This window comes from Chitinophaga sp. YR627, assembly GCF_900114995.1.
Classification (GTDB): domain Bacteria; phylum Bacteroidota; class Bacteroidia; order Chitinophagales; family Chitinophagaceae; genus Chitinophaga.
The window spans coordinates 250,299-264,323 of sequence record NZ_FOUX01000001.1 but is presented as its reverse complement, the minus strand read 5'-3'; the positions used below and the strand labels follow the sequence as shown (position 1 = coordinate 264,323).

The following is a 14,025-nucleotide window of genomic DNA, read 5'->3' as shown; positions in this document are numbered from 1 at the left end:
GGTTAAAAACATAGTTCCTGTCAGACCCAGACGGTTTTGATCAGCCACGGCATCCATGACAATCCCACTACACTGAAACCCCAGGGCAAACGGTTCAGCAGCATATCATACGCCTGCTGTGTGACAAATAACTGCCACTCCTCTTCCTTCCATTCGAGCTTCCCTTCGCGCAACAGGAAATTGCCGCGTAAGCCGTCAGGCGAAGTATTACCCAAAGCATTCCAGTGTGTGATCACAGCGCTCAGTAGCTGATTGGCTTCGTCTTTTTCTGCTTCGGATAATGGCACAAAACGTCTCACAGGTTCCGTAGGTGAAATACCACACAGGATCTTCGGCAACACCAGATCCCATTCAGGGATCTCCTCTTCACCATAAGCCATATAACCGATCAGCTGCACCGCTTTATGCTTTGCCGCTTCATCTTTAAACTGCTGTCCTTCTCTGAGTTCCAATGCATCGAAACAATAAGAAAGATAAGGATGCAGTAATATCAGTCCGGCATTATTGATGTAATACACGGTTCCTTCTTCAGGCAGACCTGCCGTAGCAGACTCCTCTCCGTTTTCCGTTTCAGATAAACGTGTTTGTTCACTTTGAACAGTTTCCTCATCAGTAACAGTGCGTGCTGCTGCTGTCGTACTTTCACCTGATTGACGCTGTCCCTGCTGATCCTTTTGATCTTTGACCTTATTATCATCAGGCGTCTCTGATGACTGTACTCCTGATGAAGCTGACTGTTTTGCAGTTGTATCCTGCTCCTGCTTCCGTCGTAATGTGGCCGCAAGCTGCTGTTCCTGTTGAAGACGTTCCTTCTTCTCCTGTTGCGCTTTCACACGTGCATCAGTCGCAGCATTTTTCAGATCAGGCTTTGTATTGAATGTCTCTCTGAGAACTGTCATCTCCGCTGAATATCGTGCGGCCACAGCGCCTACGGCTTCATGTACTGCCACAGGCATACTAACACCCGCAGCCGTGACTTTTTCCAGCGTAAACAAACGCACGGGTAACTGTGATACGCTACCCATCAAACGCACTAACTGTTCCAGTAATGCCGGGTGACTGATCGCTTTTCCGGCAATCACAATATCTCCGATCAACCATTCCATCACCTGCGTTGCATAACGACTATGTTCAGGCAATGCAAGTGAAGGAAGAGATTGCTGCGTAATCTGTGCTTTCATCACAGTAACAAACCGCGGACTAAACACAAACGCCTCCCATTCATCTATCAGCACCAGCTGTTGTCTGTAAGCGCCTGCACTAAAAGCCAGTACCCAGTTGTATACGAAGCTCCGGGAGAACTGCATCACTAACCGGCGTACCGCATATGGATGTGCCGTAAGCAATTCCTGGCATTGTTTTAATGCACTTGTTTCTGTCGCCAGCGCTGTCAGAATACCCGCTTCCCACTCCTCCTGTTCCCATCTGACTGCTGTAGACGGCAAGACGCCATGTTGCATAAAATACAGCCAGCTTTCAAAATAGCCCTGTGTTAGCGGACGACGCTGCAGGTGCTGTATATTTAATTCCGGCGAGGGCGTAGCTGTCACTCCCTGGAAATGTTTCTGCAGATAAGCGATCACCATTCCCGGCAGCTCTTCCTGCAAAGCCTTCAGATTGCAGCTGCCAAGATCTATTTCCAGTTTATCAATCTGTAACAGCGTATCAGGATCAGACCAGCTATCCAGTAACTGACCTAACATAGGTGTTAGCTCTACATTACAACGTACACTCAGTGCCTGCTGTATTGAAAAGGCATCATCCCTGGAAGGCAATTGTACTTCCAGCACCAGTTTTCCTATGGCATGCTGCTGTTCTATCACGCGATCATAGCTTTATATGCAGATACTGTCTTTTCATTCTCAGGTGTCACAATACCTTCACTACTCCATATCTGTGACCATTGCTGTGCACCATCTTTTTGTATAGCGATGCTTTCTCCGGCTGCCTTGATCAACTTTCTGGCAATCGCCGGTACCTTATCCGGAGAAGCAGCAATTAATCTATCCATATAGTAAGCAGTCGCATAGATCAGCAATCTGATCATCTGCGCTTTCTGCGCCACCTTCAGTTTACTGAATCCACTCTGTAAAACACCCTGCAAACGCTCATATGCCGCATGCAGTTCCTCTGGTGCTCCACTCGCCAGCAGGAAGGTTTTGGTATCTGACCAGCGACTGTCCTCCAGCAATGTATCATCCTCCTTAGACATCGCATTGATACCACTACGATAGCCCAGGATACGCTTATTAAACACCGCTTCATTTCCTCCGGCGGATAAACCACGGCTAACCGCCACCGGCGTATTCGAAGAGGCTGTTACAGGTGCAGCAACCGGAGCAGTCTCCGTTCCCGCTACCTTGGGCTGCGGATTAGAAGGCACAAACGTATTGATCTGTAGTATCGCAAATCCCTTCTCACAGTTCTCGATATCCTCAAACGTGTAACGCAGACGATAAATACCTGCCTGAGGTTGTTTTATCGTTAATGTCAGATGCTCTTTATCCTGTTTCCAGGTAATATCATATTCTGACGGATCCAGCTCCTGTTCGTTCCCCTTCTCCTTCTGCTCTAATACCAATCCGAAACTGCCGCCGTAAGGGAAAGCTTCGATCTCCAGCTCAGGAGACTTTGTAATGTCCCAGTCAATAGATGACTGACCTTTGCTGGTCACCTTTACATTGCCCTGCGGACAAATCGTTATCTCCAGCGCATATTTACTATTCATACCCTCACGCGAAGCTGTCAGTACCAGCGTAAACACCACACCGTTTTCTATCAGCAATTCAAATTTCGGCATCTCATTGATATCCGTAGTATGTTCTTCTTTCAGCACATTACCCTGGTAATCCTGCAACTCCCAATGATAGGTATCGGCGCGCAGTGATTCATTCTTCAATGCAACCGCCGTACCTTGTCCTTCCGGCAGCTGCTCCTGTTCTGCTATAGAGAACAATGCCACAGGTGGCGCTTCCTGGAAGATCAGGTTGATGGAAGGTTTATTCGAACAACAGATGTACGGCAGACAAAAATCAGCCATCACCATGTAGTTCTCCAGTTCATCCGCGATATTGACACCAGCTGCATTACTCAAGGCCATTTTCAGCAGACTGGATTTCTTTTCTTCAGACAGAAACGCCGGATCAGTCTTACCACATACCAGGATCAGTGTACCACCCTTAGGTACGCCGCCATTATGCTCTATACCCGGATGTTTCTCTGCGAAAAGATGGAACAGCAGATTACCCGCCAGTTCATCTTTACGACGTACGTATTCTTCGTATATCGCGAACAATGCTGTCAGATGTGAACGACAACAGGTTTTATCTTCATCATAACAGGTACCTTCACGACTGCACAACTCTTCCAGTTTCTTATCAAGATCTACCGGTAAAGGCCCGAATAAGGTCACCAGCGCCTCAAACATACTGCCGATATCATTTCTGTCGAAAGGCCCGCCAAAGATGCTTTCTTCAAAATTATCAGAACAGGTACGTGCACAACGGATATCATACACGATCTTCTCCAGTAACACCGTCAGATCACTAAAAGCAGCAGAACGCTCTTTCACCAGTTTGATCATATCATCCTTCTCTCCCAGGTACAATACCTTCACATCAAAAGGCAGGTGTAACTCGCTGCGTTGTGTAGCTATCGCGTCCAGTGTAGGCTCTATCAGCGCACCGGTATGCCCTTTGATGCGGAAGAACTCATAACCGTCCATATTAGCCAGCAACAGACTCCGGTCTTTCTCATCCGTGATACCTGGTATGGTAAAGGTCCGGCGGTTACGTGTCAGCTCCGCATTCCAGCTCTTTGACAACTCCTGCGGATCATTATAGTAGAAAGGAATGGCACGTCTGGAAAGGACTTCATTGATACCTGCATCAGGTGTCAGTATTATTTCAGACGGCGGGAATCCCTGTGCATTAAACCGGGTATGCGCAGTATCAGCCAGGTATTGTAATCTTCTGATCAACAGTAAGGGCTTCTCCAGCGCATTAATGCTCAGGTCAGCAAAAGGCGGACGATACAATCCCATACGATAATTAGCCGCCTTATCTCCGTGTTTTGCACGGATACTGCCTAATGCGATATACTCTTCAAAACGGTCACGCTTTGGCAGGAATGACAGATAACTGAAAAGATCAGTGGACACCAGCTCCTGGTACCCCGCAATCAGGTCCCTGTAATAGTCATATAACCAGGGGAATGATACACCGCCCTTGTTCTTTACCGCTTCACGCAGTTGTTTAAGATTACTTTCAAGGTTATTGAAAGGATTCGTCGGATTCAGCCCCAGTTTCTCCTTTACCAGGTCATACAGTTGCTTGAGAGAAGTGCCGATCAGCGGCTCAGCAGCCTGACATACACTGTCAAAACCATCGCTGACATTCTTCCAGCTGGTAAAGTTTTCAAATGAAATATAAGGTTTACCATCTCCCGTATTATATCCAAAACGGTTGATCACGGCATCATCGGCGCCATCCGTGGTATTATCGGTAATAAACCATTTATCAAGATCTGACTGGTCGATCAGGTTCTTATCGATCAATACCGCCTGTACTGTTTTCGTCTGAGATGTTTCACTGTTATCCTGTCCGTACAGACAACTATCATTGCTGGTCGTCTTCTCGGTGAGGATCAGCAGAACAATATACGGTGTGGTATTAGGTGTTCTGTTGGGATTACCCGGGTCTGTACCGGTGATACGGTAAGCAAACTCATTATGGTTCTCGTTGTTGGTGCTTAGTACAGCAACAACAGGCGTCTTCTTCAACAGGGTGATCGGTGTCTCTGCACTGAAACCATTGTACACAACCTCCTGCTCCAGGGTAAAGAGTTTACCGTCAGAGGTGGTCGCGGCGCCAGGCGACAGACGAAGGGTGCCTGCCTGCGCATTGATCTCAATATCCAGTCCGTAAAATATACCCGAACCTTCCAGGAACATGCGGGTATCCATGATCTCTCCTTCCGCGAAATCAACGATCCCTTTCAGGCTGCTACTCTTCAACTGCTGCCCCTTTTTGAAAACCGGGTAAGGGGTAGAATTATTAATTATCATTTTCTGAAGAATTTTAATTTAGTTAAACTATGCCAGCATAGCCTCATCCAGTAAGATCAGTGGCTTGTCGTCCCCTCCTTCGTCATCCCACATGTAAGCGGCCGGATATACATTTTTTAGCTCTTTTAATACCAGGTTCAATGCCTGCAGACTATCATCATAATCACAGCTTTCTTCTCTCGACAATGCTGCCAGCCAGTTCTTCCAGGCGCCTTCAAATTCAAGCATCTGTTGCGGACTGACCCAGAGTATGTTCAGCCGGATATGTGACGGTGCCTCTCTGCGCAGGGTGTCTTCAAAGAACTGTCTGAAACGTGCCAGACGGAAACGCTGCGGCCAGGCCGGTAATACAACCGTCGCCCAGAATGAATAAGGATCTGCAAGGAAAGTACGGTCGCAGTAGATCGCATTTTCTTTGTCAGTTTCTTCTTCATCACAACAGAGACACACATCATCGCAGATAGGCAGAATCGCATTCTCCGTACTGCAGACGATCGGGATCACCACCGTGTGCACCTGTTCTGTTGACGCATTCACCAGCAGGGACTGCATGGCCGTCCGTACAGCTGACAGATCGCTCAGTAAAGCAATCAGTGCATCTGTTGCATCAAGCTTCGCGACTGCCAGCCGCTCGTCTTTTTTATAGAAAGAGATCGTCAGTGTAGACGCCTGTTGATCGACATATACTTCGTTTGCTACAGCTGCATTCTGTAAGGCTTTCACATAAGACGCCGCATCTGCAAACACCGATTCATTCACCAGCTGCAATACGATCATAGACTCACGCTGTGTATACCAGTTCAGTTCCAGCTGCCATGCCTCATATGATTGCTGTTGTGTACGCGGACGCATGAGTATATGTTCCAGCAGATGCAGACCTTCTGCGCTGATCGCATTCAACACATACTCCATCGCCGCATCCCTGGCTGAAAGACTCGTATAAGTTAGCGGATGCTCTGCCTGTACACCTTCCGGATTCACCAGCGTAATGCTGAATGGTCCGCAGGCATCTTCATCACCACGCTGATAATTGCGCAGGTCTGTCAACAGTTCACAGGCTGTTGTAAGCCCGTCCCACGCATCTTCAGGCGTATCATATGTCTGAACAGACTCCCATACAGCAGCATATGTATAGCTGGTGGTATCGCCCACCACCTGGTTGATATCATTGATCTCAAAAGTGTATCCTTTGCCAGTTTCCACGATAGGGAATAACATCGCATTGAACATACGGGTAGCGCGGTCGTTCTCTATATCCTCACCACAGATCACATCCGGCGCTACAGCGATGACCTTACCATCCATATCTTTCAGGTACAGTGTATAAGCATTGTCGCAACCCGCCATTGGTTCATAGTAATAAGAAGCAGCTGAGCGGGCCATCTCCAGCAGGAACACATAAAAACGTGCCTCTGCCGCTTGCGCCAGTGTCGCAGAATTATAACGGCTCACTGCCTGCCACATCACCTTTGTATCCTTATCTACCTTGCCATAAAGCTGATAGTAGTACAACTTTGCGTTGACAGCTGGCAATGTTTCTTCCGCAATGGTCCAAAGCTGATTAAGCGCCGGTACCTGACCATAACTCATCCATAGATCTGCAAAATTCAGTTTCTCCGGATGTTTGAAATAGCAATCCAGTATCCTTGGATCTGTATTCAGATTCTCTGGTTTCACAAACCAGCCATACAGATGTTGCTTACAATAAATATCTGCCAGCAGCGCCATCCGGTGTTCCTCCCTTTTCTCCATGCCCTGGTACCAACCGGTATGCTGCGCCACGCGGTAAACACTGTCGTCCACCAGGCGGAATGCATAACGGCAATCTCCCGCATAATCAGTATAAGGGAATAAGTTCCGGTTATCAGGATCGATATTATCCAGGAATACCTGTAAACGATCCCAGGCATCCGCTTCCGTCATTGTCTCCTTATCACCCTCACATTTCCGGGTTACCTGTTGTATATCCAGTAATACCTTACCCAGGTTGATGGAATAATAGCAACCAACAGTTTCATCATCCGAACAATAGTTGCCACGGAAGCGAAGCAGCTGCCGGAACTCCAGCAATGCATTTTCTGCATCAACAGGGTTTGCGTAGGTGTGCACACTTTCCCATTCATAACGATTCGTTTTCGAATGATAGATATGAAAAGAGAATGTACCTTCTTCATTCAGGAACACACCATGCTTACGGACAAACTGTTGTCTTGCCTGTACAGCGGCGATATATGCTTCATAACTGCCCGGTGTAAGCGGTGCTACCGCAAGCACCTGACCTTTGTCATCGTTGAGATACAGTTGCGTAGCCGTAGGCGTCCAGCTGCTGTAATATTCCTGTTTAAGCGTACGCTGTAACAAGCCCCAGCACTCTTTTTCAAAAGCGGCGGCAGCAGCATCCGCAGAACCATATCCGGTAACACTCTGCCATAACAACAGGTCATTGCGACGCAGCTGATAATAAAATGCGCCATGCTCAGACACCACAACAGAGGAACCTCTTTCCAATGCAGTAAATGCAGGCAACCTACGCTGATATCGTTGTAACAATGCCGCTATGGCATCCTCCCGATCTGCATCAGATTCAAACTTTGGCAGATAACGCGCAATCCTGAAATCGCGGTCCCAGAGACGATAGCCCAATGCCTGCTCTGTATCGCCGTTCTTATAAAGATCAGTACGGATATCTCTTTCTACTGAATAACTACCCTCTTCTATTTTACTCAGACGGAAACCTGACCAGGCAATGAGACGGTCTCTTGCAGCTTCTGCCTCTTTCGCACAATCGTACCAGTGCGGATGCACAGCCACACGTTCCTTTCCTTCTCTCAGAAACACACGGAATCCGCTTTCTTCCTGTACAATGTCATAGTTATCTTTTACAGGCGCCAGCTTCTCAATGATATACTCCAGTGTCTTTTTTGCATCTTCCTTTTCCGGCTTCTCATCCAGACCTTCCAATGCCGTTTCCGGATACCAGCAACAACAGGACAACCATTGCCAGCTATACTTCCAGGCGCCTGCCAGTTTCACCTGGCTAACTGTCTGCCCATGTGTCTGCAGGAAACGCAGCGTGCGTTCCACAACCGCATCTCTTTCTGTTGTTGTAGTATATTCAAAAGGATGTATCGCCAGGACATTATTATCCGCATCAACGATCTTAAAACTGTAAGTACAATTGTCCTGTACAGTCAGCAGATAATATTGTCTTTGCTTACCATACTTTACCGTATCATAAAAAGCGGTTCGTACCGCATCATAACTGGTGTAGTAATGTGGCTCCTGCAATAACAGTCCTTCCTTATCACTGATCTTGAAATAATAATGATAAAGTGTAACGGCCGACCAGCCGGTGCTGGTCTGTAAAGCGTTAACCTGTTGCCTTAGGAGCAGCATAGTGGCATCTCGCTCTTCAGCAGATGCAAACCACTGTACCTGTCTGGCAAAAGGAGATTTATCCTTACTGAAAATATTATACCCATATCCATTGGCCGCCTGTTGCTCCGGACAGATATCTTCAGCAGTAGCGTTCAGCAACCAATCCATAAATGCCGTTACTGCCTCTTCCCGTGTCTCCCACACATGTATGCTTTGCAGCAGGGGTGTTGCTGATGTGGCGTCTTCCCAGTAAAGTCCATAGGCATCTATCGCTGCGCCTCTCTCCACCCACAGCGTGTCCTGTGCAGCTTTGAGCAGGATGCGTTCCAGCAGTTTTGCTGCCGCTGCGTGATCAACCACCTCATTGCTTTCTGCTAATGACACGCCATTGTCATCCTGCACCTGCACGATGTAATGGCAGTTATCCAATGTCTTTATCGTAACATTCTTCGGATTGGAAGCATAACGGATAATACCGCGGGTCACCTGTGTCACCGTAGGGCCATCTGGTACCGGACGTACAGTGGTCAACAGCACAGCGGATGAATCCTTCGGTGCATCCAGGTCTCTGAAATAATAGGTAGCCGCCGATACGCTGGTTACCGCACCACTAACAGTAAGCCACAAACCACTAAATAAGTTTACATAGGTCTGTTGCACCTGTTGCGCGGCTTCACCATTTACAAAGGAAGACAGGTGTACCGAAATCACCGTACTCACCGTCATTCCTTCTTCTTCTCCCTCCTCTGTACGCACTACCTGCAAACGAAACACCCCATCACCTGTCTGTACGATCCGGTAATTTTCTGCTTTAGAAGCCAGTTCTACAAACTGTACAAACGCTACGGGTAATTGTGCAATGTCTTTGTAAGGAAGAATACCCTCCCAGGCAGCCTGCCCTTCATGGGTCATTCTCCAGTTGTATAATTCAATTGCCTCACGCTGGTACACCAGGTAATGCTGACGGAAATACTCCTGCAACTCTTTTATCTTCTGCAACGCTGCATCCTCCGTACCATAGGTCTGTGGATGATAAGCGATCTGTACGTCCTGTTGTACGATGATGATCCTGAAATTACCAGCTGCCACATCAGGTTCAACCTCCCATACGATGTCCTCCTGTAATAACGCCAGACAATCATATCCCTGTGACAGGGCTAGTTCCTGGGTATCAAAACCCTGTTTGCTTTTAAATAATGTCTTACCGTAATCATCAGGTAACAGGAAATAATATCCTTCCTGTGTCTGCGGATAAATTTTATACTGGCCATCATCTTCAAAGAAATGTACAAACCAGTCGATCAGCGTATCTCTTTCTTCCGCAGTAGTATATTCAATACTGCATTTCGCAGAGATCCATTCTTTGGCAGCAGCAGGCGACTGAATAGAAAAACCATACACGCCTTCACCAATGCAACCATAAGGTGTATAGTTAGCCTTGTTTTTACCCAGCTCCAGGAACTGACTAAAAATAGCCGCGATCTGTTCTTTATTATGCAGACTATCACTGATAAACAGGGGCGTCTGTTGTTCTGGTAACTTGCAGATAAAACCAGTGCGTTTTTCCGCATGAACAAGATCAAAATTATTCAGGGATGCAGCAGGTGACTGACGGATACCCATCAGACCTGCTACTCGCTTTTCCAGTCCGCAGACAGGAAACCCGCTACCCGCATCTTTATAATTGAACGCCAGTGCACGGTTAGCGCTGGTTTCAGGATAAGCAGATAAAAAAGCCGCCTTGTCTGCAATATTGCGCGCAGGATCATTCTTCCTGCCGCTGATATTGTACATCATCAGCGCATAATCGGTAAAGTCTTCAGAGAACCTTGCCAGCAGATGATTCAGAAAGCGTTCCTTTCTTTCCTGGTATTGCCCGGATGTTTCGTACAATGCGGTCAGCATTTCCGTATCACCGGCATCATTGTATACCAGGTCAAAACTGTATATATCTTCCTGACGGTTATTATTCTTTACATAGCTACCAGATAACGCCGCGAGGAATACAACATCCAGCGCCGCCTGTTCCGCTGCTATTTCCGTATCAAAGAAGATCGTACTTTCCAGTAAGACCTTACCCGCCTTATCCGTCAGCTGAAAGAACCAGTAGGCATTATCTTCCCGCTGCAATATCTTACGTACTACGCTGTTGTTGCTACACTCGCTGATAATGCGGCGTATCATTTCATCACGCAGATACATGGAATCATATTCCTTTCTGCCGCTGTCACTCTCATTAGGCTCATACGCCAGCTGCATACCATTGTAGGTATTACCCGCAGTTGTTTTCGGCAGCTGCTTTTTATAACGCAGCAGGGAAGGCAACTGAGGGATACCATCCAGATCAGCAGGAAAATAGGTACGCGCATCTGCAGATGATTGCAGCGAAAACAGTTTCCGTACAGCAGATAACTGGGAGAAATAATCCGCCAGCATCCTGTCGAAGAACAAAAGGTAGGCCTGTAACTGTAAAGCCTGCGCTTTTCTTGCCGCAGTAGAATCTCCTGGTACATCATTCTTACCGATCATGTATACCTTTGGGAATTCATACTGCACGGAAGTATACTGCGCAAGGTCCAGCTGACGCCCTTTCGGCACGATCGTATCCAATGCGGCAGGCGCCTTTGGAAACTTACTATAGTCAGAAATTGCTTTCTTGTAACGCTGGTTAACAACTTCCGTATTCGCGCCAAACTGCAGCTTATTACGGAAGAAAATAACGTTGGAGGTTTCAGGAGATAAAACAGGACGATGATCTTTCTTCAGGTGCAGACACCACTCCTCGCCTTCCTGTTTAACAGGATTACCTGCCGCATCTGTCAGTGCATAACCATCTTCGTCAAAGCTGGTCATCATCAGACGGGTAATGCCCGCCACACCTGGCACCTGCATAATAATGCGGTAAAGATCGGAAGCATGCAGCTCTGTGATCCGTTCCAGGCTTTCCAGTTCCTGTACGTCGATGAAACCATTCTGTTGTAACGGTGCATCCTTTTCGAAATCGTAAGGACGGCCTTCAAAGATCTCTTCCATACTTCTGCCTTTCTCCAGCAATTGCTGCAGATTGTAATAGACAGGCGCAGGGGAAAGGAAATCCTGGATGCTGCTGTAAATGTTCAGCAATACATCATCCGGATTGTAATTAGCAGCCAGTTCGATATGCAGACACAGATTGATCGGTTCTTTCTCCAGTACAACTACATCCGGAAAATCTTCGCAGAGATTACGGTGTGCATGCAGTCGCTGATCAATAGTTGTCAGCACCGTATCCATCGGAAATACATCATTGCCGCAGGCGTCCTTCTCATAGGCTGCCGCATATACATCATCAGGTTCGATATACACGCGATACAGGCCCTTCAATGGAACAGCAGATTGTTCTTTCGTAAGGCGGGTGTTATCAAGTACACCCGCTTCGCAATCGTACACCAGCGAATATTCCGCTTCTGTTACTGCTTCATTGATCGGTATCAGCCAGGCGTTACGCACCCCTTTGATATCGATCAGCATACGGCGGATATCTGCGATCGTCAGGGGATTGTTCCCGAGTATCTTTGCTGCTGTATAGAAATTATCGTCCGCTCCTTCAGCACCGGCAGGAGCGGCGATGAGGTCTTTAAAATCAAGTTTGGTACGGTAGTCCAGGTCTGTCAGCACATAACACAGTGCCTCAAGGATAGTGATGCCCGGATCATGCAGGTTGTGGTCTGTCCATATCTTGCCTGAAAGCTCCGCAACATGCTGTATACCCAGCTTGCGCAGCGTGGCAAAGTCCAGGTACTCCGGGAACCCGCTGTTTTTATCCGTAGTTATATATTTGAGATCAGGCATTGTAAGAGAGTGCTTGGTAAATTGTATCAGTGATCACATCCTGTTATTTGCCTTCCAGGGCATCCAGACGCTTTTGCAGGGCTGCGATCGTATCCTGCTGTTCCTGTATTGCTTTGGTCAGCACAGCTACCATATTGGCATAAGCCAGCGTCTGTGTGCCATCGCCGTCTGTATTCACCAGTTCCGGGAAAAACTCTTCTACCTGGTGAGGCAGGAAACCGATCTGTGATTCATTCGCAGGACAATTCGCTTTCTGGTTAAAGTTGAAAGTGATAGGGTTCAGTTTCCTTACCTTATCGATCACACTACCCAGTTTCGCCTGATTCGTCACTTTGCGTACATCTGTATCCAGGTACAGACCAAAACTTCTGGCTTTACCTTTTACATTCAGGTCAAAACCCTGTGCGGTCAGACCACCGATGATCGTTTTACCTTCGTTGGAGATGGTTACCAGGTCATCACCCTGATTGATATCAAGCTCGTTGCCATTACCGTATTCACCACCTCTCTTGAAAACAAAACCCTTGGAAGCATCCGTCAGGAAAGCACCCCAGTCATTGTCAGCACCCAGCAACAGGTAGTTTCTCTTTTCGTTATTAGGGCGGTTATTGATGATACTGAAACCCGGGTTGGTATTATCAAGACACAACAGGAATGCGCCGGCGCTGTTCTCTTTGGTGATCTCTACATTGGTGACCGGCGACTCGGTGCCAATACCTACACGGCCATCCTGTTTAATAGACACTAATGTCTCAGCGGCAGGTTTGGCAATATTCTTCAGGTAGTTCTTGCCTTCGTCCAGTCCTTTGCGGAAATAAAAGCCTTCCGCAGCATTCGTAGTGAATGTAGTAGCAATGCCATCCAGGGCGGTATTCAGATAGCTCTGTTGACCGTACTCGCCCTTATGCAACCATACTGCCTGTGGTACGACTGACTGTACCGGATTGAGTATGAGTCTCGCTGCTGGCTGGTTCTGGATATCAACAGCTCCTTCTGGCGCTGTTGTACCAATACCCACTGCCGCCCCGGCATCAGGCGTAGTAATAAACACCGGCTTCACTGCCGCTGGTTCTTTCGGTACATTCTCCTCTCCTTCCACTGGCACCGGAGGTACGGTAGTCGTAAACAGGAAACCGTCTGTATTCGTTGTAAAAACAGCTTTATTATCTGCGATCTTTTCAGACAGGGTTTGTGTTGGCGCTTCGCCACCTGCCTGCTGGATCACAAACTCAGGAGTCTGTGCATTATCAGGACTGAACAGGAAATCGCCTTTCACCTCATCTGCATGAATGTGCACGCGTGCCTTAGGATCTTCTGTTCCCATACCGATCTTACCAAATACCTTTGCGTACATGATAATGGGTACTTTATCCTCATTGCGGACGATCTCCCAATCTTCATCAGAAGCATCGATATCCAGCATTTTCCAGTTTGTACAATCAATCTCAGGATTGTCTACCGAACAATGTCCTTTTGACTTGTCCGCTTTCGTATCTCCTTCTTTTCCTTCACAGCCGCAGGGTTTATCGCCGGCTGGCACACAGGTGTATAATGCATTATTGTAGATCACTACATCTCCTTCGTAGTAGCAGGTCCCAGCTGCCCACTTGCCGAAAAAAGCATCATCCCTTCTCACCAGCGTTGAGTCTATCAGGTTGAAGAAATCCTGCGAGGTGGGTATAGCGCCGGTCTTGAATTGTGCTTTCAGCGCTGCTCTGGTTGTTATAGACATGGGAGTATCTTTTAGTTTT

4 protein-coding genes are annotated in these 14,025 nt (G+C 47.5%); all 4 read right to left on the bottom strand.

Annotated elements, in window-relative coordinates; all coding sequences use genetic code 11:
* Window positions 1-20: 20 nt before the first annotated feature.
* The 4 genes from BMZ72_RS00710 to BMZ72_RS00695 are packed head-to-tail and all read right to left on the bottom strand — an operon-like array spanning window position 21 to window position 14,006.
* Complete coding sequence (locus tag BMZ72_RS00710; RefSeq protein ID WP_089804266.1) at window positions 21-1,823, bottom strand: contractile injection system tape measure protein; 1,803 nt, start codon at window positions 1,821-1,823, stop codon at window positions 21-23.
* On the bottom strand, window positions 1,820-5,065 hold the full coding sequence (locus tag BMZ72_RS00705; RefSeq protein WP_089804264.1) for a hypothetical protein: 3,246 nt from the start codon (window positions 5,063-5,065) through the stop codon (window positions 1,820-1,822). The genes BMZ72_RS00710 and BMZ72_RS00705 overlap by 4 nt, the downstream gene beginning before the upstream one ends.
* Before the next feature lie 27 nt (window positions 5,066-5,092).
* The gene (locus tag BMZ72_RS00700; protein ID WP_089804262.1) at window positions 5,093-12,274 is read right to left on the bottom strand and encodes a hypothetical protein; all 7,182 of its coding nucleotides are present in this window, start codon (window positions 12,272-12,274) and stop codon (window positions 5,093-5,095) included.
* Window positions 12,275-12,317: 43 nt separating this feature from the next.
* Entirely contained in the window at window positions 12,318-14,006 is a 1,689-nt protein-coding gene (locus BMZ72_RS00695) for a tail fiber domain-containing protein (RefSeq protein WP_089804260.1), read from the bottom strand.
* Window positions 14,007-14,025 lie beyond the last annotated feature (19 nt).